This window comes from Pollutimonas bauzanensis, assembly GCF_900129885.1.
GTDB classification, from domain to species: Bacteria; Pseudomonadota; Gammaproteobacteria; order Burkholderiales; family Burkholderiaceae_B; genus Pollutimonas; species Pollutimonas bauzanensis.
The window spans coordinates 40015-61927 of record NZ_FQXE01000010.1 but is presented as its reverse complement, the minus strand read 5'-3'; the positions used below and the strand labels follow the sequence as shown (position 1 = coordinate 61927).

24 protein-coding genes are annotated in these 21913 nt (G+C 63.7%); 17 read left to right on the top strand and 7 right to left on the bottom strand.

Annotated elements, in window-relative coordinates; genetic code table 11:
* The first annotated feature begins 32 nt into the window (after positions 1-32).
* Both acs and BUB23_RS17340 read left to right on the top strand, forming a co-directional pair.
* Positions 33-2012 carry an acetate--CoA ligase gene (acs, locus tag BUB23_RS17345; protein ID WP_073105310.1) on the top strand — a complete coding sequence of 660 codons (1980 nt, stop codon included), beginning with the start codon at positions 33-35 and terminating at the stop codon, positions 2010-2012.
* A 108-nt stretch (positions 2013-2120) separates the two neighbouring features.
* On the top strand, positions 2121-2906 hold the full coding sequence (locus tag BUB23_RS17340; protein ID WP_073105307.1) for an AraC family transcriptional regulator: 786 nt from the start codon (positions 2121-2123) through the stop codon (positions 2904-2906).
* Here the strand turns inward: BUB23_RS17340 and rssA are convergent.
* From rssA to BUB23_RS17325, 3 genes are all read right to left on the bottom strand, one after another.
* Positions 2881-3852 (bottom strand): patatin-like phospholipase RssA, encoded by a 972-nt coding sequence (rssA, locus tag BUB23_RS17335; protein ID WP_073105304.1) that lies wholly within the window; start codon positions 3850-3852, stop codon positions 2881-2883. The genes BUB23_RS17340 and rssA overlap by 26 nt on opposite strands.
* Before the next feature lie 50 nt (positions 3853-3902).
* Positions 3903-4313, bottom strand: coding sequence for a DoxX family protein (locus BUB23_RS17330; RefSeq protein ID WP_073105302.1), 411 nt, complete (start codon positions 4311-4313; stop codon positions 3903-3905).
* Positions 4314-4418: 105 nt separating this feature from the next.
* A complete protein-coding gene (locus BUB23_RS17325; RefSeq protein WP_073105299.1) occupies positions 4419-4868 on the bottom strand; it encodes an AMP-binding protein in 450 nt (149 codons plus the stop codon).
* A 152-nt stretch (positions 4869-5020) separates the two neighbouring features.
* Here BUB23_RS17325 and BUB23_RS17320 point away from each other — a divergent pair, with 152 nt between their 5' ends.
* From BUB23_RS17320 to BUB23_RS17295, 6 genes are all read left to right on the top strand, one after another.
* Entirely contained in the window at positions 5021-5770 is a 750-nt protein-coding gene (locus tag BUB23_RS17320; protein ID WP_073105296.1) for an IclR family transcriptional regulator, read from the top strand.
* Positions 5771-5795: 25 nt separating this feature from the next.
* The gene (locus tag BUB23_RS17315; protein ID WP_073105293.1) at positions 5796-6542 is read left to right on the top strand and encodes a transporter substrate-binding domain-containing protein; all 747 of its coding nucleotides are present in this window, start codon (positions 5796-5798) and stop codon (positions 6540-6542) included.
* Entirely contained in the window at positions 6539-7207 is a 669-nt protein-coding gene (locus BUB23_RS17310) for an amino acid ABC transporter permease (protein ID WP_073105290.1), read from the top strand. Before BUB23_RS17315 ends, BUB23_RS17310 begins: the two co-directional genes overlap by 4 nt.
* The gene (locus BUB23_RS17305) at positions 7204-7977 is read left to right on the top strand and encodes an amino acid ABC transporter ATP-binding protein (RefSeq protein ID WP_073105287.1); all 774 of its coding nucleotides are present in this window, start codon (positions 7204-7206) and stop codon (positions 7975-7977) included. Before BUB23_RS17310 ends, BUB23_RS17305 begins: the two co-directional genes overlap by 4 nt.
* The gene (gene hutG, locus BUB23_RS17300) at positions 7974-8936 is read left to right on the top strand and encodes a formimidoylglutamase (RefSeq protein WP_073105285.1); all 963 of its coding nucleotides are present in this window, start codon (positions 7974-7976) and stop codon (positions 8934-8936) included. The genes BUB23_RS17305 and hutG overlap by 4 nt, the downstream gene beginning before the upstream one ends.
* 64 nt (positions 8937-9000) lie before the next feature.
* Positions 9001-10104, top strand: a complete 1104-nt coding sequence (locus tag BUB23_RS17295; protein ID WP_218599059.1) for a PLP-dependent cysteine synthase family protein — start codon at positions 9001-9003, stop codon at positions 10102-10104.
* 20 nt (positions 10105-10124) lie between these two features.
* Here BUB23_RS17295 and BUB23_RS17290 read toward each other — a convergent pair whose 3' ends face one another.
* The gene (locus BUB23_RS17290) at positions 10125-10406 is read right to left on the bottom strand and encodes a hypothetical protein (protein WP_073105282.1); all 282 of its coding nucleotides are present in this window, start codon (positions 10404-10406) and stop codon (positions 10125-10127) included.
* A gap of 100 nt (positions 10407-10506) precedes the next feature.
* Between BUB23_RS17290 and BUB23_RS17285 the strand changes: the two genes are divergently transcribed.
* Positions 10507-11415, top strand: a complete 909-nt coding sequence (locus BUB23_RS17285) for a LysR substrate-binding domain-containing protein (RefSeq protein ID WP_073105279.1) — start codon at positions 10507-10509, stop codon at positions 11413-11415.
* Here the strand turns inward: BUB23_RS17285 and BUB23_RS17280 are convergent.
* Positions 11369-12271 carry an alpha/beta hydrolase gene (locus BUB23_RS17280; protein ID WP_073105276.1) on the bottom strand — a complete coding sequence of 301 codons (903 nt, stop codon included), beginning with the start codon at positions 12269-12271 and terminating at the stop codon, positions 11369-11371. The genes BUB23_RS17285 and BUB23_RS17280 overlap by 47 nt on opposite strands.
* Before the next feature lie 111 nt (positions 12272-12382).
* On the opposite strand from BUB23_RS17280, the gene BUB23_RS17275 reads away from it, so the two are divergent.
* Positions 12383-13099, top strand: a complete 717-nt coding sequence (locus BUB23_RS17275; protein WP_342743860.1) for a spermine/spermidine synthase domain-containing protein — start codon at positions 12383-12385, stop codon at positions 13097-13099.
* An 11-nt stretch (positions 13100-13110) separates the two neighbouring features.
* On the opposite strand, the gene BUB23_RS17270 is transcribed toward BUB23_RS17275, so the two are convergent.
* On the bottom strand, positions 13111-13599 hold the full coding sequence (locus BUB23_RS17270; RefSeq protein WP_073105274.1) for a CreA family protein: 489 nt from the start codon (positions 13597-13599) through the stop codon (positions 13111-13113).
* A gap of 116 nt (positions 13600-13715) precedes the next feature.
* Here BUB23_RS17270 and BUB23_RS17265 point away from each other — a divergent pair, with 116 nt between their 5' ends.
* From BUB23_RS17265 to BUB23_RS17235, 7 genes are all read left to right on the top strand, one after another.
* Positions 13716-14330 (top strand): LON peptidase substrate-binding domain-containing protein, encoded by a 615-nt coding sequence (locus BUB23_RS17265; RefSeq protein WP_073105271.1) that lies wholly within the window; start codon positions 13716-13718, stop codon positions 14328-14330.
* A 245-nt stretch (positions 14331-14575) separates the two neighbouring features.
* A complete protein-coding gene (locus tag BUB23_RS17260; protein ID WP_073105268.1) occupies positions 14576-15835 on the top strand; it encodes an ABC transporter substrate-binding protein in 1260 nt (419 codons plus the stop codon).
* A 42-nt stretch (positions 15836-15877) separates the two neighbouring features.
* Positions 15878-16747, top strand: a complete 870-nt coding sequence (locus BUB23_RS17255) for a branched-chain amino acid ABC transporter permease (RefSeq protein ID WP_073105265.1) — start codon at positions 15878-15880, stop codon at positions 16745-16747.
* A 56-nt stretch (positions 16748-16803) separates the two neighbouring features.
* Positions 16804-17694, top strand: a complete 891-nt coding sequence (locus tag BUB23_RS17250) for a branched-chain amino acid ABC transporter permease (RefSeq protein ID WP_084136101.1) — start codon at positions 16804-16806, stop codon at positions 17692-17694.
* The gene (locus BUB23_RS17245; RefSeq protein ID WP_073105260.1) at positions 17691-18440 is read left to right on the top strand and encodes an ABC transporter ATP-binding protein; all 750 of its coding nucleotides are present in this window, start codon (positions 17691-17693) and stop codon (positions 18438-18440) included. The genes BUB23_RS17250 and BUB23_RS17245 overlap by 4 nt, the downstream gene beginning before the upstream one ends.
* Positions 18437-19177, top strand: coding sequence for an ABC transporter ATP-binding protein (locus BUB23_RS17240; RefSeq protein WP_073105257.1), 741 nt, complete (start codon positions 18437-18439; stop codon positions 19175-19177). The genes BUB23_RS17245 and BUB23_RS17240 overlap by 4 nt, the downstream gene beginning before the upstream one ends.
* Before the next feature lie 91 nt (positions 19178-19268).
* Positions 19269-20930 carry an acyl-CoA synthetase gene (locus BUB23_RS17235; RefSeq protein ID WP_073105254.1) on the top strand — a complete coding sequence of 554 codons (1662 nt, stop codon included), beginning with the start codon at positions 19269-19271 and terminating at the stop codon, positions 20928-20930.
* Here the strand turns inward: BUB23_RS17235 and BUB23_RS17230 are convergent.
* Complete coding sequence (locus BUB23_RS17230) at positions 20927-21856, bottom strand: LysR family transcriptional regulator (RefSeq protein ID WP_073105250.1); 930 nt, start codon at positions 21854-21856, stop codon at positions 20927-20929. The genes BUB23_RS17235 and BUB23_RS17230 overlap by 4 nt on opposite strands.
* Positions 21857-21913: the final 57 nt, after the last annotated feature.

Genomic DNA, 21913 nt, shown 5'->3' with positions numbered 1-21913 from the left:
TTCATGCCTTAGTCATTGCCGGAGTGTATGTGATGTCGTCTACTATTGATTCCATTCTTGTCGAAGACCGGGTGTTTCCTCCATCTCGCGCCGCCGTCGAGGGCGCCGCGGTGCCGGGCATGGCAAGCTATAAAGCGTTATGCGACGAAGCCGAACGCGATCCTGAAGGGTTCTGGGGCCGCCTGGCCAGCGAGCATCTCCGGTGGCGCAAGCCATTCACCAGGATACTGGACGAATCCCGGGCGCCGTTCTATACCTGGTTCGAAGACGGCGAACTGAATGTCTCCGAAAACTGCCTGGACGTCCATCTTGAAAATGGCAATGCCGACAAGACCGCCATTATCTTCGAGGCCGACGACGGGACGGTCGAAAGCATCTCTTACCGCCGCTTGCACGCCCGGGTATGCCGCATCGCCAACGGCATGAAGTCACTGGGGTATGGCAAGGGCGATCGGGCCATTATCTACCTGCCGATGTCCATCGAGGCCATTGCCACCATGCAGGCCTGCGCCCGCCTTGGCGTCACGCATTCGGTGGTGTTCGGCGGATTTTCATCCAGGAGCCTGCATCAGCGCATTGTCGACGTGGGCGCGACCCTGGTCTTCACCGCCGACGCGCAGTTGCGCGGCGGACGTCCTATTGCATTGAAGCCCGCGGTCGACGAGGCCCTAGCCGGCGAAGGCGGCGAAATCGTCAGGAAGGTCATCGTGTACAAGCGCAGCGGCGCGGACGTGGCGTGGGACGATGGCCGCGATGTATGGCTGCATGAACTGGAGGCGGCGCAATCCGATATCTGCGAACCCGTTGCGGTCGAATCCGAGCATCCGCTGTTCATCCTGTACACCTCGGGCTCCACCGGCAAGCCCAAAGGGGTGCAGCACTCCTCGGCGGGGTATCTGCTGTGGGCGTCGCTGACCTCGCAATGGGTGTTCGATGCGCGTCCGGGCGACGTATTCTGGTGCACGGCGGATGTGGGCTGGGTCACCGGCCATACCTATATCGCCTACGGCACATTGGCCGCGGGCATGACCCAGGTGGTGTTCGAAGGCGTGCCTACCTATCCCGATGCAGGGCGTTTCTGGGAAATGATCCAGCGCCATAAAGTCAGCGTTTTCTACACGGCGCCCACCGCCATCCGGTCGCTCATCAAGGCGGCCCAGGCCAGCCCGGATACGCACCCCCGGCGCTACGACCTGTCCAGCCTGCGCCTGCTGGGTTCGGTGGGCGAGCCCATCAATCCCGAGGCCTGGATCTGGTACTACAACAACGTCGGCAATGGCCGCTGCCCGATAGTCGACACCTGGTGGCAGACGGAAACCGGCGGGCATATTCTCGCGCCGCTGCCCGGCGCCACGCCGCTCAAACCGGGTTCATGCACCTTTGCGCTGCCCGGCATATCGGCGGGCATCGTCAATGAAGCGGGCGAAGACATCCCCAATGGGCGCGGCGGCTATCTGGTCATCAAGAGGCCCTGGCCGGCCATGATACGCAACGTCTGGGGCGATTCGAAGCGGTTCAAGGACAGCTACTTCCCGCCCGAGCTCAAAGGCTACTACATGGCCGGCGACAATGCGCAGCGCGACAGCGACGGCTATTACTGGATCATGGGGCGCACCGACGACGTGCTCAGCATCTCGGGGCATCGCCTTGGCGGAACCGAAATCGAATCCGCGCTCGTGGCGCATGAACTGGTGGCCGAGGCGGCCGTGGTGGGCCGGCCCGATGCGACGACGGGCGAAGCCATCGTGGCCTTTGTCATATTGAAAGGCCGGACGCCGGAAGGACCACAGGCCGAAGCCCTGGCCAGGGAACTGCGCGACTGGGTGGCGAGCGAGGTCGGTCCGATAGCCAAGCCGCGGGATATCCGTTTTGGAAACAATTTGCCCAAGACCAGGTCGGGAAAGATCCTGCGCCGCTTGCTGCGCGTCGTCGCGGAAGGCCAGGAAGTCACCCAGGATGTTTCCACGCTTGAAAACCCCGACGTATTGAAGCAGTTCAGCGGCGTGTATTGATCAAGGGCCAAAGCGCGGGGGTTTTCCTCCATGGATATAAATGCGCGTCCCGTTAGAATCACTATGGAATGCCGCGACAGATCGGTGTGCGGGGGATAAGTATTCGTTATGACGTCGCAAATCAATACGGGTGCTGCAGCAGGCGCCGGTGTGCGGGTGGGCGGCATTAGCCGGGACTTCGCCGATTCAACGGTGCTTACCGGCCACGGCCACGAAATGGGCGAGCTGAAATTCGCCTTGAGCGGGGTAATGGTGGTGGCGAGTTCGGACGGGCATTGGGTCGTGCCTCCCGGCCGCGCGCTCTGGCTGGCGCCCAACGTCAGGCACAAGGTGCGCATGCTGGGCAAGGTGCAATTGCGCTCGGTATTCATAGACCCCGATAGCCTTCCCGGCTTGCCGGTCGAAAGCCGCATGCTCTCGGTTTCCCCGCTGTTCCGGGAAGTCATCACCGCCGTGGCGGCCGCGCCCGCCAGGCCCAAGCCATGCCGGCGCATCCTGTTGCTGATGGATCTACTGCTCGAAGAAGTCAATGGCTGCTCGGCCCTGCCCTTGCATTTGCCGGCGCCGCGCGATCACCGCCTGGCCAGGATCTGCACCCATATCCAGGAGCACCTGGATGACATGACGACCCTGCAGGAGTGGGCCAGGGACCTGGGCTATGACCAGCGCACCCTGCATCGGCTGTTCATACGCGAACTGGGCATGTCATTCGTCCAGTGGCGGCAACAGGCCAAGCTGCTGACTGCGCTGGAGTGGCTGGCGCAGGGGCGGCAGGTATTGAGCATCGCCCTGGACCTGGGCTACCAGACGCAAAGCGCCTTCACCGCGATGTTCCGGAAGAACCTCGGTATCACGCCCAGCGATTTCATCAAGAATTCATTGATGGAGGAGTGAGGCCGGGCGGCGCCCCGGCGCCGGGGCTCGGCGCCAAGCCCAGTTCGACGAGGCTGGGAATGCAGCCCTCCGCGGCCCGCCGTCCTTCGTCTATGGCGACTTTGGCCCGGTGGAAATCCAGCAGGCCCAGATGCGCCAGCCTGGGTGAAATGACGATGTCCGGCGGCTCGCCAGCCATGCGGCTGCGCGTGAGGCGCACCTGCATGATGTTCAGGCTCGCGGCCACGACGTCCAGCATGGAGGGCAGCCGTTGGTCGCTGGGCAGTTGCTCGGGCAGGAAGGCGCTGATGTTCTGCTGCAGCTTCTGCATCCATTCCCTGCCCATCGATCCGGTCGCTCCCCCGGTGGCGCCCGGCTGGACGTTGCGGTTCAGGTGCCGGCCGAGGATGTCGGAATTGAGATCGACCGCTATCACCAGTTCGGCGCCCATGGCGCGCGCCAGCGAGACCGGCACAGGATTGACCAGCCCGCCATCGACCAGCAGTTGTCCGTCATGCCAGACCGGTGAAAACAGCCCGGGCAGGGCAATGGAGGCGCGCACCACGTCGACCGTCGAGCCGCTGCGCAACCATATTTCGTTGCCCGTGTGCAGCGCGGTGGCGACCGCTCCGAATGGAATCTTCAAGTCTTCCACCGGGTAGTCTATGAAGTTGCGGCGAAAGAATTCCATCAGCCGTTCGCCTTTGAGCATGCCGCCGTTCAGGCGCAAGTCCATGAAGGAGATGACGTCCTTGATGCCCAGCCCGAGCACCCATTTCTCGAAGCGTTCCAGTTCGCCCACGGAATACGCGGCGGCCACCAGCGCCCCGATGGAGGTGCCGCACACGATGTCCGGACGGATGCCGGCATGCTCCAGCGCCTGGATGACGCCGATATGCGCCCAGCCGCGCGCCGACCCGCTGCCCAGCACGAGGCCTATGCGTGGTTTGCGTCGGGGCGGGTTCACGTGCGTGCTCCTGTGTCGGGTGTGGGCCGGGCTTTGCCCGGATCGAGGATTCAGTTCCAGCTGCCGCCTTTGCCGCCTATGCTGTAGCGGCCGGCGCCCAGCATGGCGACTGCCAGGCCGCCGAACAGGAACAGGCCCTGGAGCTCCAGCCGCCAGCCGCCGCTGCCGCCCAATTGCAGCAGCTGCCCGCTATGGGCGAGCGCGATGGCGACCAGCATATTGACCATGATCAGCAGGCCGCCGAGCCGCGTGTACAGGCCCAGGATCAGCAGCAGCGGCGCAACGACCTCGCCGATGTACGCCGCCCAGGCAAGAAAGGCGGGCAGGCCGCGCGCCGCCATCATGGCTTCGATGGGTCCGACGCCATGGAGCACTTTGGCGATGCCGTGCAGCAGTATCAGTATGCCTATGGCCAGGCGCAGAATCAGTTTGCCCAGATCATCGAGGGTAGCGGGGGACATGTGCGGTTCCGTGAGTGAAGATGAATGCGATGTGCGACCGTGCGATTATAGGAGCATGCAGCGCGTCGGCCGCGTCCGCCTTCGCCTGGCCGGACGCGGCCCGCTTTATTCGCCGGACCCGGCTGCGGCTGACGCAAGGTCGGGCTTGCGGCCGCGATAGGTATACACCAGCCCGGGGAATTGCGAGAATGGGATCTTCAGCTCGTCCTCGCTCTTGATCAGCGCGTTGCCCAGCTCGTCGACGATGATCGCGCTGGGATGCGCTTCCATGAGAATCTGGTGCATCTGTTCGGAAGTGCCGTGGCAATTCATGGGCACCAGGACTTTTCCGGCGGCCAGTATGGCCAGCAGGCTGACGACATATTCCATGGAATTGGCGGCGCACAGGCCCACCCGCGAGCCCGGCGAGGGGTCTTTCACCTGCAGCGCCACGGCCAACGCATTCACCGCCGTCGCCAATTCGGTATAGCTGACCTGGGTGCTTGCGTCTTCGAGGGCGATTTCGTCGCCATGCCGTTGCGCCATGTCATTCAGGAAATCAAGGGAAAGCAGCATGCGGGGCCTTTGCGGAGTATCGATATGCGCTGAGTATAGATAGCGCCACCCCGGCTTTCCGAAAAAAATTCTAAGGGTTTCCCCTTTGATTCTCATTTTATGGGAATCAATATTGCAGTTTATGGGAAAAATTCTATATTCTTCCATGCATCATGCAAGAACAAGTCACTAAAGGCGGCGCCGAGCGCGTGTTGTTTGTGCTGGCGACCCTGGCCAGGCTGGAGCGCCCGGTGTCGATGGCCGAGCTCGCGCTGGAAACCGGCCTGGCCAAAAGCACGCTATACCGGCAATTGTCCCTGCTCAAGCGCTGGGGCTTCGTGGTGGACGGCAGCAGCGGCTATGCGCCGGGTCCCATGTGCCTGCCGCTGGCCTGGGGGTTCGACCAGTCGTCGTACCTGGTGCAAGAGGCGCACGCCGAACTGGAATTGCTGTCGCGCAGCAGCGGCGAGTCCATAGGCTTGCTGGTGGCCGCCAACAACCAGGCGGTTTGCCTCGATATGGTCGAGAGCCAGCAGCCGCTGCGCTGCTCCTTCGTCAAGGGCCGCGGCCTTCCGCTATGCCGCGGGGCGTCGGCCAAGGCCTTGCTGGCCTTCATGAGCCATGAAGGCCAGGCGATGGCGCTCAGGCGATTGCGCCAGGAGGGGGTGATCGCCGCGGAAGATCTGCCGGAGTTGAGCAAAGCATTGAAAACCATACGGGCGCAAGGATATGCGACCTCCGACAGCGAAGTGGATATCGGTGTGTGGGGCATAAGCGCGCCCGTCTTCCAGCAAGGCAGCCATGCGGCGGCGGTGATAACGCTGATGGTGCCCAACACGCGTATCAGCAATCGTACGCAATCTTTTACCGATATGACGGTGCGTGCCGCATCGCGTATTTCTTCCAGGCTGCAAAGCCTTTAATCAGCGCAGTGCAAATGGAGTTGCCATGATATCCCGCAAAACACTAATCGCCACACTGCTCGCCGTTTCCTTGAGCAGCTTTGCAGCCGCCGGCAATGCCGCATCCGACACGGTCCGCATCGTTACCGATCCCACCTTCCCCCCGATGGAATTCACCAAGGCGGGTCAGCGCACCGGCTTCGACATAGAACTGCTCGAAGCGCTGGTCAAGGAAATGGGTAAAAAGCTCGAATGGACCGATATCGACTTCAAGGGTCTGATTCCGGCGGTGCTGTCGGGGCGGTCCGATGCCGCCGTGTCGGCCATCTACATTACCGACGAACGCAAGAAAGTGGTCGATTTCACCGATTCGTACTACGCCGGCGGCCTGGTGGTGCTGACACGGAAAGACGGCCCCATCAAGTCCCTGAAGGATCTCGACGGCAAGAAGGTGTCCGTGCAGGTGGGCACCAAGTCGGTCAAGTATCTGCAGGACAGCTATCCCAAGGTGCAGCGCGTCGAGGTCGAGAAAAACGAAGAGATGTTCAACCTGGTCGGCATCGGCCGCTCGGATGCCGCGGTCACCGGCAAGCCGGCCGCCAAGCTGTACGCCCAGGCGCATCCCGACCTGGCTGTCCTGGATGAGCAGATCACGACCGAAGAGTACGGCATCGCCGTCAGCAAGGACCAGCCCGGGCTCACCAAGGACTTCAACGCCGCGCTGCAGCGCATCAAGGCCAATGGCACCTACCAGAAAATCGTCGACAAGTGGTTCGAGGGTGGCGCTCGATGAATTTTGATTTCACACCGGCATTCACGGACTGGCGCGCGCTGCTGAGCGGGGCGTCCGTCACCATCGAGGTGACGGTCTGCGCCCTGGTCCTGTCATGCGTGCTGGGCCTTTTGATAGGCATAGGCCGCCTCAATCCCCGGCGCAAGGCCTTGTACGGCTTCTGCACGGTCTACCTGTCCTGCTTCCGCGGCACGCCATTGCTGGTTCAATTGTTTATCTGGTTCTTTGGCCTGCCGCGCTTTGGCATCCTGCTGCCCGCCTTTGCCTGCGGCGTGCTGGGCCTGGGGATGTATTCGGCATCGTATGTGTCCGAGATCGTGCGCGGCGCGATCCAGTCGATAGACCGGGGGCAGATGGAAGCGGCGCGTTCGCTGGGCATGTCGGCATCGCAGGCGATGTTCAAGATCATCCTGCCCCAGGCTTTTGTCCGCATGATTCCGCCTTTGGGCAACGAGTTCATCTCGCTGATCAAGAATTCGGCCCTGGTGTCCTTGCTGACCATCCACGATCTGATGCACGAAGGCCAGAAAATCATCAGCGTGTCCTATCGCTCCCTGGAAATCTACCTGGTCATCGCGGTGATCTACTGGGTCATGACGACCTTCACCACTGTCGTCTTGCGCCGCATCGAGTTACGTTTGAAAGCCGGAGGAATGGTGCAATGACAAATCCCGCCATGATCAAAATCAGCCAGCTGCACAAGTCTTACGGCAGCAACCAGGTGCTCAAGGGCGTGGACCTGGAAGTGGACCTGTCGCAGGTGGTGGTGGTCATCGGGCCCAGCGGCTCGGGGAAAAGCACCTTGCTGCGCTGCTGCAATGGCCTGGAACTTGCCCAGGAAGGCACCATCGATATCTGCGGCCAGCGCCTGATCGAGCACGGCGTGATCCTGCCCGAGAAAGAACTCAACAGGCTGCGCACGCAGGTCGGCATGGTTTTCCAGTCGTTCAACCTGTTTCCCCACTTGACCGTGCTGGAAAATGTCGCTGTCGGCCCGCGCACCCTGCGCGGCATGAACGCGGCGCAGGCCGAGGCGCTGTCCATGGGCCTGCTGGCCAAAGTCGGGCTGTCGGAGAAAGCCCAGGCCATGCCGGCCAGCTTGTCGGGCGGGCAGAAGCAGCGTGTCGCCATTGCCCGCGCGCTGGCCATGGAGCCCAAAGTCATGCTGTTCGACGAGCCCACCTCGGCGCTCGATCCCGAGCTGGTGGGCGAAGTATTGAGCGTGATGAAGCTCTTGGCCAAAGAAGGCATGACCATGATGGTGGTGACCCACGAGATGGGCTTCGCCAAGGAAATGGCCGACATGGTGGTGGTCATGGACGGCGGCCGCATCATCGAAGCCGACGTGCCCGAAGTCATTTTCAAGCGCCCGAAGGAAGAGCGCACCCGGGCTTTCCTGCAGGCGGTATTGAAGAACGAAGAGCCCGCGTTATGAACCTCACCGATAACCCCTGGCAGGGCCGCGACGATGCCGCCGAGCAAGGCGACACGCGCCGCCTGTTCCAGATCGTAAGAACCCAGGCTGGCGGCTATGGCGCGGCCAGCGCCGTGCTGCTGGGCTTTGCCAGCGATGCCGGCGTCAAGCGCAACCGCGGCCGCCTTGGCGCCCGCCTGGGCCCGCAAGCGATACGCGCCATGCTGGCCGGCCTGCCGGCCCACGGCCTGCGGGAATTCTGGGATGCCGGCGACGTCGTCTGCGAAGGCGACCGGCTGGAAGAGGCCCAGGCGGAACTGGGCGAGCGCGTCAGCCGGATACTCGACGCCGGGGCCAGGCTGGTGGTGCTGGGCGGCGGCCATGAAATCGCCTGGGGCAGCTTCCAGGGCCTGGACCGCCACCTGGCCGGGCTGAATGCCGGCAGCGGGGGCGATGCCGCCGGCAAGCCGTCCATCCTGATCGTCAATATGGACGCGCATTTCGACCTGAGGACCAGCCGCCCGGGCAGTTCCGGCACACCCTTCGACCAGATACTGGAAGCCTGCCGGGACCAGGAGCAGCCGGTCACCTATGCCTGCTTCGGCATTTCCAGGCTGGGCAATACGCGCGGCCTGTTCGAGCATGCCGGGCAGCTCGGCGCCGTGTATGTGGAAGACAGCGCCATGCAGGAGCGCCACCTGGATCAGCGCCTGGCCGAGCTCGACGGGCTGCTGGAAAAGGCCGACCATGTCTACCTGACGATAGACCTGGATGTGCTGCCCGCCGCCGTCGCCCCCGGCGTATCGGCGCCCGCGGCGTATGGCGTGCCGGTCAGCGTCGTGGAGGCGTTCGCGCAGCGCGTCAAGGCCTCGGGCAAATTGCGGCTGGCCGACATTGCCGAAATGAATCCCGCCTTTGACATCGACAACCACACGGCCCGGGTTGCCGCGCGCCTCGCCTGGACTTTGCTGGCGCCTTGAGAAATGCCGCAATGCTGTTAGCATGGCGGGGGCGGTTTTTTCTTGGGCGCGCGAAGGGCATACTATGATGAACAGCAGCAGGGCATGGGTACAGCAGGCGGTACGCAAGATCGAGGCCGATTTCAACCGTTCGGCCGATACCCATTTGATTCCCTTGCCCTTGCCGGCCTACCCGGATGTCCATCTTTACCTCAAAGACGAGTCCAGCCATCCCACCGGCAGCCTCAAGCACCGGCTGGCGCGCTCTCTTTTCCTGTACGCCTTGTGCAATGGCTGGCTGAATCGCGGCAGCACTGTCATCGAAGCGTCATCGGGTTCGACGGCGGTCTCCGAAGCCTATTTCGCCCGGCTCATCGGCCTGCCTTTCGTCGCCGTCATACCCAGGAGCACATCGCTGGAAAAAATCGCCGCCATCGAATTCTATGGCGGACACTGCCACCTGGTGAACTCCGGGCGCGAGATCTACGGGGAATCGGAGAGGCTGGCTCGCGAGCTCGGCGGTCATTACATGGATCAGTTCACCTATGCGGAGCGCGCCACCGACTGGCGCAGCAACAACAATATCGCCGAATCGATTTTCAGCCAGATGCGCCAGGAGCCGCACCCAGTGCCGGCGTGGGTCGTATGCAGCTGCGGCACCGGCGGTACGACCGCCACCATCGGCCGCTACATCCGCTACCAGGGCTTCGACAGCCGGGTATGCGTGGCCGACCCGGAAAACTCGGTTTTCTTCGACGCCTATGTCAACAACGACAATACGCTGGAGCTCGAGACGGGCTCGCTGATCGAAGGCATAGGCCGGCCGCGGGTGGAGCGCTCCTTCATTCCCAGCATCATCGACCGCATGGTCAAGGTGCCCGATGTCATATCCCTGGCCGCGCTGCGCTACCTGGAGCAAAGCCTGGGGCGTCGCTGCGGCGGGTCCACCGGCACCAATTTCGTCGCGGCCCTGCATCTGGCCCGCGAAATGCATGTAGCGGGACAGGCGGGTTCCATCGTTACGGTGCTGTGCGACAGCGGCGAGCGCTACCTGCCGACCTATTACGACGATGCTTGGCTTGCCGCCCGAAATATCGATGTCCAGCCCGCCGCCGCCGCAATTGCCGCCTGCGCCACGCGGGGCGATGCCGTGCCGTGGACGCTGGCGCAGCACCCCGCGCCAGCCTGATGCCGGGCGCGCCCGCGCCCTTAAAGGTCCGACAATTCCTGCAAGAGCCTGGACGGCGCGGTCCGGCGCTGTTGCGCCTGGGCTATGGCCCACGCCGGGGCGCCGATATCCCTGAGAATGTGGGCGTCCAGCTCCAGGATGCCGGGCAGGGCGGTGGCCCAGATCTCCTCGTCGGATTTGGCTTTGCGCGCTGCTTTCAACAAAGAGCAGAGGCGGCGCCATAGCGTGGGCGCGGCCGCCGGCTGGCATGCCAGGGCTATTGGCAGGGTGGAATCGGCGCTTTCGCCGGGTAGGGCAGCCATGGTGGTCTCCTGTTGATTATGGGTATTGGTAAGCTTAATCGCCCAGCTATTCCAATGGAATCAACTTGTTTTACCCATTCTGGTCGGATATGCTTACCAGATGTCCAGACTGCCCTTGAATACCTTGCCCGCTTTCCGCTGCGTGGCCGAACTGCAGAATTTGCGCGCGGCCGCCGACGTCCTGCACCTGACGCATAGCGCCGTCAGCCAGCAGATCCGCGTGCTGGAAGAGCAGCTTGGCTTTGCCCTCTTCGAGCGCCGCGGGCGCCGCGTGGTATTGAACGTGGCCGGCGCAGCCTTGCTGCGCAGCGTCCAGTCGGCCCTCGCCCAGCTCGATGACGGCGTGCAGGCCGCCGCGGCGGCGGCCTGCGGGCTCGAACAGCGCCTGCGGGTGACCGTGCTGCCTTCATTCGCGCAACGCTGGCTGCTGCCGCGCATGAGCCGCTGGCGCGAGCGCCACCCCGACCTGGCCCTGGAGATCGACGCTTCGCAACAGGCCCTGGACTTGCAGCGCGAAGGCTTCCATGCCGCGATACGGCAAGGAACCGGCCCCTGGCCCGGGCTGGTGGCCGAGCGCCTGTTCGACGCGCCCATGCCGCTATTCGTCGTCGGCTGCGCCATCGACGCCCGGCGGCTGGTGGGGCAGCCCGCGGCCGCCCTGCTGCGCGAGCCATTGCTGGGCGACCGGGAAATCTGGCGCAGGTGGTTCGCGGCCGCCGGCCTGCAGGTGCAGGTGACGCCGGTTGCCGAATTCAATGATATGGGCTTGATGCTGCAGGCGGCCGAACAGGGCCTGGGGCTGACGCTCGCGCGCGAGCTGCTGGCCGCCGACGCCCTGCGCGACGGCCGTCTGATCAAGCTCTCGCCGGTTGCGCTGGACTACGAAACCGGGCACGTCTACCATCTGGTGTATCCGCCCGCCTTGCGCGATTGGCCGCCTCTCGGCGCGCTGCGCCAATGGATCAATGACGAGCTGGAAATTTCGCTGCAGGACTTGCAGCGGAAGTAGCCGCCGCGATGTCCTGGATGAAATCCCTGACGGCCCCGTCATAGGCCATGCCGCTGCGGCTGGCGCCGGAGTGCGAGGCGCCTTCTATCTTCACCAGCCGCTGCAGCGAGCCGCGCCGCTTGCCGGCGGCGGCAAACAGGGCATCGCTCATGGCTGGCGGCACCACGCTGTCATGGGTGCCATGCAGGAACAGAATGGGGCAGCGCACGTCCTGTATGGCGGCCAGGGAATCGAATGGCTGCGTGATCAGCATGGCCAGGCCCGGTATGCCCGCATAGCGGGTGGTGGCTATCATGCTGCGGATATTGGTGAACGCGGATTCAAGGATCAGGCCGGCCAAAGCGGGCTGGTCCGCCTGCGCCGCCAGCGCGACGGCGACCGCGCCGCCCAGGCTATGGCCATAGACATAGCGGCGCGCCGCGTCGGGCTGGCGGCGCGCCAGTTCGCGCAGGGCGGCGCCGGCGTCTTCCGTCGCGCTGGCCTGCGAAGGCAGGATGGGGCTCGATTCGCCAAAGCCGCGGTAGTCGATGGCCAATACCGAAAAACCCATTTCCGCCCAGCGTTCCATGCGGAACGCGCTGCCATTGAGGTTCCAGCGCGAGCCGTGCAGGTAGAGAACCGTGGGCGCGCCGGGGTCCGCGTTGGGCAGGTACCAGGCCCTGACTTTATCGGCATTGCGCAGCGTGATGTCGAAAATTTCCGTGCCGGGCGGTGGCTCGCGCCACCAGCGGCTGTCGCCCAGCTCTATCGAGAATATCGTCGCCCGCTGCCAGCGGTCCAGCATGACATAGCCGCCGGCCGTGGCAAGCAGGGCGCAGGCGGCGATGAGCAGGGCGGGACGCAGGCGGATACGCATCGTTCAAGGAAATGAAAAAACCGACAGCTAGTAATATACGCGATGCACGGCGTAAGTTCCGCCGGCCCGATATTTAAGACTCAAAATGGATTCGATCCCGATATGCAGGAAGTGACTTTGACGGAAGCCGACGGGGTGCGCAACCTGCACTTTGGCACCCATTGGGTGCAGGGTTCGATGCGCCTGGCCGATCCCGATGCGATCGAGCTGGAATATGTCCAGCAGATGATGATGTGGGCGCTTTTTGATCCGCTGCCGGGCCGCATCGTGCAGTTGGGCCTGGGCGCGGGCGCCCTGACCAAATTCTGCCATCGCCATTTTCCGGGCGCGACGGTGACGGCCGTGGAGCTGCATCGCGCCGTCATCGACACATGCCGGTCCGCGTTCGCCCTGCCGCCCGACGATGCGCGGCTCGATGTCGTGGAAAGGGATGCCATGGCTTTCTTGATGGACGCGGCGAACCGCGGCGCGGCCGATGTGCTGCAGGTGGATTTGTACGACGCCGAGGCCCGCGCGCCGGTCTTCCAGTCGGCCGGGTTTTATCAGGCATGCGCGGATTGCCTGGCGCCCGGCGGCATGATGACGGTGAACCTGTTTTGCGATCCTCCCTATCATGGCAAGAACCTGGAAGCCATGGGGCTCGCATTCGAGGCGGTGGCCTGGCTGCCGGAAGTCCATGACGGCAATGTCGTGGCGATCGCCTTCAAGCGGGCGCCGGTCGTGGATTTCAGCGCGCTATATGAACGCGCCGCGCAGATACGCGGCGCATGGGGCCTGCCTGCGCAATCCTGGGTGGACGGCTTGCAAAGCTGGATGCAGCAGACCTAGGCCCTTGCGGCCTACTTCATTTCCAGCCTGGGCTCCTGCCCGCCCCAGGGCATGAGGGGGACCGTGGAAATGCTGTTGAAGGGCGAGCCTTCGATGATTTTTTCGCTGACGACCAGGTAGATCAGGGAATGGTTTTCCTTGTCCACCAGCCTGGAAACGTTCAAGCCCTTGAACAGAAAGCTCATGCGCTGCGTGAATACGTTTTCTTCGTTTTGCGCGATCGGCTTCTTGCCGGCTATCGGGCCCGACTGGCGGCACGCAATCGAAAAGCGCGACGGGTCCTCGGCAAAGCCCAGCGCGCCGGATATCCCGCCGGTCTGGGCATAGGATACATGGCAGACCACGCCGTCTATTTCCGGGTCCCGGAATGACTGCACGCAGACTTTATCATTATTGACCACGCGCCAGGTGGTGCTGACGCAGCCGATTTTTTCGGCATGGGCGCTATTGGCCAGCAGGCTGGCGGCGCTCAGGATAATGAAAGCGAATAAGTGTTTCATGGCAGCCCGCAAGGTAAAAAATCGATTTTATCGCGGCGCCGGCGTATTGCCCGCGTGGTTAAATGTGTTTTACCTGAATCGACCCGGGAAAACGGCTTTCCGGAGGGCCCGCGACTATGAACACGATACCCCTGTTTCCCCTGGGAACCACGCTTTTTCCCGCCGGCGTGCTGACCCTGCGTGTCTTTGAAGTGCGCTACCTGGACATGATCAGGAAATGCATCGCCAACGGGACGCAGTTCGGCGTGGTCAGCCTGATCAGCGGCAGCGAGCTGCGCAGTCCCGAGGGCAGGGAAGAACTGGCCGCGGTTGGCACCATGGCGCGCATCGATGAATGGAGCGCGCCCATGCCCGCCTTGCTGCATCTGCGCTGCACAGGCACGACGCGCTTTCACCTGGCGTCCAGCGAGCAGGGCAGATACGGTCTATGGGTGGGCGATGCCTTGCCGATAGACGACGATCCGCTGGCGCCGATACCCCGGCAGTTGCAGGCGAGCGCCAATGCCCTGGGCGGGGCGATCGCGAAGCTGCAGAGGGATGGCATGCCGGCGGCCGAAATGCCGTTCGCGCCGCCTTTCCGGCTGGATGAAAGCGGCTGGGTGGCCGACCGCTGGTGCGAGCTGCTGCCGCTGCCGATGGAAGAGAAGCTGCGCCTGCTGGCGCTGCGGGACCCTGTCGCGCGGCTGGAATATGTCCAGGCCTTCATGCAGGAACGCGGCCTGTTGGATTGACCACGAGCCCGAGCGGCATGCAGGCCGCGAGGTGGACGAAGCTCCGGCCCTTGGGCCGGAGTTCTCCACTAGGCCTTTCGGCCCGGTCCGGCAATAATATCTTGACACGATATATATTCAGGAGCAAATTAAGAGCCCGGGGGTAACAGCGTCACGCAGACCAGTGCGGCTTTTGATACGTTGTCCGTCCAAGGACACACGGGGATCCTTCGCTCGCACAGGCCAGGCGTAGAAGGAGTCTTTCAATGGAAAGTCAAACTACCTCAGCCCCGGTCAGCCGCCGTGCTGTCTTGCAACTTGCCGCGGCGGCGGGCATTGCGCAACTGGCGCCGCCCTTCATCATCCAGGCGCGGGGCGAGCAGCCGGTCAAGCTGGGACTGGACAACCCGCTCACCGGCACTTATGCGGCCACCGGCAAAAACGAACAGACGGGCTGCCAACTGGCGATCGAGCAGATCAACGCCAAGGGCGGCATACTCGGACGCCCGGCCGAACTCCTGAGCGAGGATTCGAGCAGCGGCGATGCCGGCACCGCGGTCCAGAAAGCCCGCAAGCTGATAGACCGCGACAAGGTTTCTTTTCTGCTGGGCAATGTCAATTCCGGGCTCTCCCTGGCGATGGCCCAGGTCAGCAGCGAGAAGGGCGTGCTGCATGTCGTGCCCGGCGGCCACACCGATGCCATCACCGGAACCACCTGCCATTGGAATGTGTTCCGGGTGTGCAATACGACACGCATGCTGACCAATGCCATTGCCAAGTCCCTGATGGACCGCTACGGCAAGAAGATGTATTTCATCACCTCGGACTACGCTTTCGGCCATACCCTGCAAGACGGCTACGACGCCAACTTGAAGCAGTACGGCGGCGCCAAGCTCGGCGAAGACCTCACGCCGCTGGGCACGACGGATTTTTCTTCCTATCTCATCAAGGCGCAGGCCACGGGCCCGGACGTCATTGTTTTCCTGATGAATGGCGACGATCTGCTCAATGCGCTCAAGCAGGCCGTTCAGTTCGGCCTTGACAAGCGCTTCCATCTTGCCGGCGCCAATACCGAACTGGAGGTGCTCGAGGGCTTGCCGCCCGAAGCCCGGATAGGCGATTGGGATGCCGAGTGGTACCACATTCAGCCCGGCGTTCCCCACGTCGATGAATTCGTGGCTGCCATCAAGAAGAAGACCGGCCGCGTGCCGACGGCGCGGACCTGGTTCGGCTTCGTGGGCGCATGGACCTGCGCGCTGGCGGCCAACCAGGCCAAATCGCTGGACGCCGTGAAAATGGCCCGCGCCCTGCAAGGCATGCATCTGCCGCCCGAGGTCGGGCTGATGCCGAACGCGCCGTTCTACCGCGCCGGCCAGAACCAGCTGATCGGGTCCATTTTTGTTGGCCATGCGCAGGCGCAGGGCTCGCAGCCCGACGACCTGTTCCACGTCGACAAGGTGGTCGACGGCGCCGAGATGGCGGGCACGGTGCAAGAGTCCGGCTGCAAAATGACCTGGCCCGCCTGAGGTCTTACGGCCCGGCACCGGCATGGGGAGGCAAGGCGCGCAATGACTGAACTGATTCTGTTCAATGTTTTCAACGGCTTGATCGTCGGGGCGTTCTATGCGCTGATGGCGCTGGGCCTGTCCCTGATCATCAACCTGACCAGCGTGATCAACTTCGCCCATGGCGGCTTCCTGGCGCTGGGCGCTTATATCGCCTATGAGCTGATTCCCTACCTGGGTTTCTGGGGCGCCCTGGTCGTGGCGCCACTGCTGACCGCGCTGCTCGGGCTGGCGGTCGAGCGCGTGCTCATACGCCGCCTGTACGGGCGCGATCCGCTCTACAGCCTGCTGCTGACATTCGGGCTGGCTTATGTCTTCCAGGACGGCACGCGCTATATCTGGGGCGCGCAAAGCCTGCCCTTCCAGGTGCCGGGGTGGCTTACCCGGCCGTTGAGCTCCTATTTCTTCTTCCTGACCGGATACCGGGTCTTCATGGTCGTGCTGGTCGCGCTGGCGGTGGCCGGACTGTTCTTCATCCTGACCCGCACGCGGCTGGGCATACGCATACGCGCCGGCACGCTGGATCTGGAAACCGTCTCGGCGCTGGGGGTCAATGTGCGCATTCTGCGCAACCTGAACTTCGGCCTGGGGATTTATCTCGCGGGCCTGGCCGGGGTGCTCGCCGCGGGCCTGCTCGGCCTGCAGCCAACCATAGGCGATTCCCTGATCATGCCCAGTTTCGTGGCCATCATCGTGGGCGGCCTTGGCAGCCTGTTCGGCACCTTGCTGGGCGGCCTCCTGATAGGCGTGGCGTCGGGCATCGCCACGGTATTCGTGCCGTCGGCGTCCGAGGCGGTCATCTACATCATGATGGCGCTCGTGCTGCTGGTCCGGCCGCGCGGCCTGCTTGGCGAAGAAGGGATGAACCTGTGACTATCCTGAATAGAAAAACGCTCGCCGTCATCCTGCTATGGACGGCGTTGCTGAGCATGCCTTACTGGATGGGGTTGGTGGGCGGCTACACAGGGCTCGCCACGCGCGTGCTGGTGCTGGGCCTGGCCGCCATGTCGGTGAATTTCCTGCTGGGCTTCACCGGCGTGCTGTCGTTCGGCCATGCGGCCTATTTCGGGCTGGGCGCATATGGCGCGGGCATGCTGCTCAAGTACCTGGCGCCCAGCACGCCATTGGCCATCGTCGTCGGCGTGCTGGCCGGGACGATAGCCGCCGCGGTCGTGGGAGCGCTGATCGTCAAGCTGCGCGGTATTTATTTCGCCATGGTGACCATCGCCTTCGGCCAGATGTTCTACTTCATCGCGTTTCGCTGGAGCTCGGTGACCGGCGGCGACGACGGCTTGACCGGCTGGTCGCGCAAGCCGATAGACCTGGGTTTCACGCGGATCGATATCGCCGGCAGCGGGGAAACCTATTACTACATGGCGCTGTTGATCTTTGCCGTTTCGGCGCTCGCCATGGCCCTGATATTGCGCTCGCCCTTTGGACGCACTTTGCTGGCCATACGCGAAAATGAACGCCGCGCCCGCTTCCTGGGCATTCCCGTCGAGCGCCACATATGGATCGCGTTCGTGATTTCCTGTTTCTTCGCCAGCCTGGCCGGTTCCCTTTACGCGCTGCTCAACAACTTCGCCGATCCGCATACGCTGCATTGGACCCAGTCGGGAGACTTCGTCATCATGGCGGTGGTGGGCGGCATGCGTTCTTTCTGGGGGCCTCTGGTGGGCGCGGCCATTTTCGTGGTGTTGCAGGACTATGTTTCCAGCTACACGCAGAACTGGATGTTCCTCATCGGCGTGTTCTTCGTGCTGATCGTGCTGTTTTTCCCGCGCGGCGTGCTCGGCATCATCCGCAGGAAGCTGTCATGAGCCTGCTGGAAGTGCGCCACGTATCGCAGCATTTTGGCAGCCTGGTGGCCGTGGACGATGTCTCCATGGCCGTCGAGGCGGGCGAGCTGCGCGGGCTGATCGGCCCCAACGGCGCGGGCAAGACCACCTTTTTCAACCTGATCAGCGGCTTCTTCAAGCCGACCGCCGGACATATTTTGCTCGATGGCCGGGACATCACCCGGCTTGCGCCGCACGAGCGCGTTGCGCGGGGCATGGCGCGGACATTTCAGATCACCGAAATCTTTCCCGAGCTGAGCGTGCGGGAGAATCTTCGCATCCCGGTCGAACTGGCGCAGGGCCTGCGCATGCAGCCGTGGCTGACGCGGGCGGCCGATGTCCGCATCAAGGAGCGGATAGACGAGCTCATGCAACTGGGCGGCCTGGGCGCGCACGCCAATCGGCTGGTGGGCGAGCTGTCCCACGGCGATCAGCGCGCGACCGAGATCATGATGGCGCTGGCGCTCAAGCCGCGCCTGCTGTTGCTGGACGAGCCGACGGCCGGCATGGGCAGCCATGAAACCTACAGCACCTCGGTGCTGATACGCAAATTGCACCGATCGCAAAACCTCACTATCGTGCTGGTCGAGCACGACATGCGGGTCATTTTCAACCTGGCCGATCGCATCACCGTGCTTGCCGAGGGCGCGGTGCTCGACGAGGGCGCGCCCGACGAGATCGCGGCGAGCGAGCGGGTGCAGGAAGCCTATTTGGGGAAAGCCGCATGAAAGCGCTGCAAGTGCAGGGGCTGCACACCTATTACGGCAAAAGCCATATCCTGGACGGTGTCGATCTGGTCGTGGAAGAGGGCGAGCTGGTCACCCTGCTGGGCCGCAACGGCGCCGGAAAATCCACCACCCTGCGCAGCATCATGGGCTTGACGCCGGCGCGCAGCGGCGCGGTGCGCGTGTTCGACCAGCTTGCCACCCGCTTGCCGCCTTACCGGATCGCCGCGCTGGGCGTGGGCTTCGTGCCCGAGGGCAGGCGCATTTTCGCCAATCTCACGGTCGACGAGAATCTCAAGGTGCCGGTCGACCGGCCCGGGCCGTGGACCATTGCGCGGGTATATGAACTCTTTCCCCGCCTGGCCCAGCGCAAGTCCCACAAGGGCCGCCAGTTGTCGGGCGGCGAGCAGGAGATGCTGGCGATTGCGCGCACGCTGCTGCTCAACCCCAGGCTGCTGCTGCTCGACGAGCCTTCCCAGGGGCTGGCGCCGCTGATAGTCCAGGATGTCTTCAAAGTGATCGCCTCCACCCGCGACGAAGGCACTTCCATCCTGCTGATCGAACAGAATGTGCGCGCCGCCGTCGAAATCGCCGACCGGGCCTATGTGCTCGATGACGGGCGCATCGTGTACGAAGGCTCGGCCGCCGAATTCGGGCAGAACGAGGACCGGGTGCGGGCGCTGGCCGGGGCGAGCGCGGAAAAATGGGACGAGCTGGAGAATGTCCAGCTGGGCGGATGAATGCATGCATAATTACGCCTGCTGCTAAAGTAGGCGGATATGCATAGTTCAAGACATTTCATCAACCCACAGACCAGTCCGGGGAAGCGCCATGTTGCCGACAGCACCAGCAAGTTATGAAGACATACGCGAGCGCTTCGCGTGGTCTATCCCGCCGCGCTACAACATCGGCGTCGACGCCTGCGCCAAATGGGCCGAGCGGGAGCCCGGGCGCCTGGCGCTGATCCATGTGAACCAGGATGGGGAGGCCCGCAATTACAGCTTCGGCCAGATGCATGAAGCATCGAACCGGCTTGCCAATCTGCTGGCCGGCCGGGGAGTGGAGCCGGGCGACAGGATAGGAATCCTGTTGCCGCAGGATCCGGCGACGGCCATCGCGCACATCGCCAGCTACAAGTCGGGATGCATCGCCATTCCGCTGTTTTCGCTGTTCGGCGCCGAAGCGCTGCAATACCGGCTTGCCGACAGCGGCGCCAAGGTGGTCATCACCAATGGCGAAGGGGCGGCCAAGCTGGCAGGGATACGCGATCGCCTGCCGGCATTGGCCGTGGTGTTCAGCATAGACGGCGCCGCGCCGGGCGTATTGGACCTGCACCGTGAAATGGCCGCCCGCGGCGGCGATTTTTCCGCCGCCGACACGGCCGCCGACGATCCCGCCGTCATCATCTATACCTCCGGCACGACCGGCCAGCCCAAGGGCGCTTTGCATGCGCACCGTGTGCTGCTCGGCCATTTGCCGGGCGTGGAGATGTCGCACAACCTTTTCCCCCGGGAAGGCGACCGGATATGGACGCCGGCGGACTGGGCCTGGATAGGCGGCCTGTTCGATGTATTGCTGCCCGCCTGGCATCACGGCATTGCCGTCGTGGCGCACCGCTTCCAGAAATTCACGCCCGAGGCCGCTTTCCAGTTCCTGCAGGACTTCGGCATACGCAACACCTTCCTGCCGCCCACGGCCCTGAAGATGATGCGCTCGGTGGCCAGTCCGGAAAGCCGCTGGAATTACCGGCTTCGATCGGTGGCCAGCGGCGGCGAAACGCTGGGCGGCGAATTGCTGGACTGGGGCAGGCGCACCTTCGGGCTGACGATCAACGAGTTCTACGGGCAGACGGAATGCAATATGACGGTCTCGTCGTGCGCCGACATCATGCCGGCCCGCCCCGGCGCCATCGGCCGCCCGGTGCCGGGGCATCGCCTGGCCATTGTCGACGCCGCGGGCGAGCCGGTGGCGCCGGGCTCTCCCGGCAATATCGCGGTGCTGCGCCCCGACCCCGTCATGTTCCTGCAGTACTGGAACAATCCCAAGGCCACGGCGGCGAAATTCGCCGGCGACTGGCTGCTGACGGGCGATGTCGGCACGATGGGCGCCGAGGGCTATATCCACTTCGTCGGGCGCGACGACGATGTGATCACCTCGGCGGGCTATCGCATCGGGCCGGGAGAGATCGAAGACAATATCCTGCGCCATCCGGCGGTGAAAATGGCCGCCGTGGTGGGCGCTCCCGACGCGCAGCGGACCGAGATCGTGGTGGCGGTGCTGGTGCTGCAGGACGATCAAGTCCCGAGCGATGCCCTGAAACGGGAAATCCAGGAGCATGTCAGGGTAAGCCTGGCGGCGCATGAATACCCGCGCGAAATTTTCTTCGTCGACGAATTGCCCATGACGACCACGGGCAAGGTCATCCGCCGCGAACTGCGCGATGCCGTGGCGCAGTGGCGCGCGGCCGGGGGCAGGCCCCAGGGTTTGGGCTAGGGCCGCCCGAGGGGCGGCAATGTCTTTTCCGTGTAGCGCGCGACCTTCTCCAGTTCCTTCCAGAAAGCCTGCGCGGCGGGCGAGGGATGGCGGTCGCGGCGCTGCAGTATGCCTATGGTGCGCTGCGCGGTGTCGTCGTCGATAGGGCGGTAGAGCAGGCCTTCCAGGTGCAGCGCCGGCAGGGCCAGGCGCGGCAGCAGCGCCACGCCCAGCCCTTGGCGCACCAGCTGGACGGCGGTGGTCATGTGCGTCACGTCGTAGCGCAGGCCGGCCGGCGCCGCGCTGTTGGCCACGGCCCGGTCGAATTGCGCGCGCGCGCTGGAGCCCTGGGACAGGAGTATCAGATCGAACGGAACCAGCTCGTCCCAGTGCAGGCTTTCCATGACGGCGACCGGATGCTTGGACCGGTATACCGCGAAGAAGGAGTCGGCGACCAAAGGCTTGAAGTCCAGGTCGGGGGCGGCGCCCAGCAGGGTGGCCAGCGCGAATTCGATCTGATTGGTGCGCAGCATGGTCAGGAGCTCATCGTTGTGCGCCTCGACCACCCGTATCTGCAGCCCCGGATGCTTGTGCTGGAGCGCCCCGAGCGTGGCCGGGATGAAGGTGAGGGCGGTGGACGGCAGAGCGCCCAGCACGATGGCGCCGCGCTTTACGGCGGCCAGATCCAGCATGCTGCGATAAGCTTCTTCCAGGTCGGCCACCGGCCGCTGGATGCGGGCCAGGAATTCCGCCCCCGCGGCCGTGAGGCCTATGCTGCGCGTCGTGCGCTCGAACAGCCGGACATCCAGGATGGCTTCCAGGTCCTGTATCAGCGAGGTGAATGAGGGCTGCGTCACGCCCAGGCGATCCGCGGCGTGGGTGAACGAACCGGTTTCCGCCGCCAGCAGCAGAGCCTTGAGCGAGCGATATTTTATATTTATAGTCATAGACTAATAATAATAGAAAAATATCTATTTGTGTCTATGAATGGAGTGCTGGAAGAT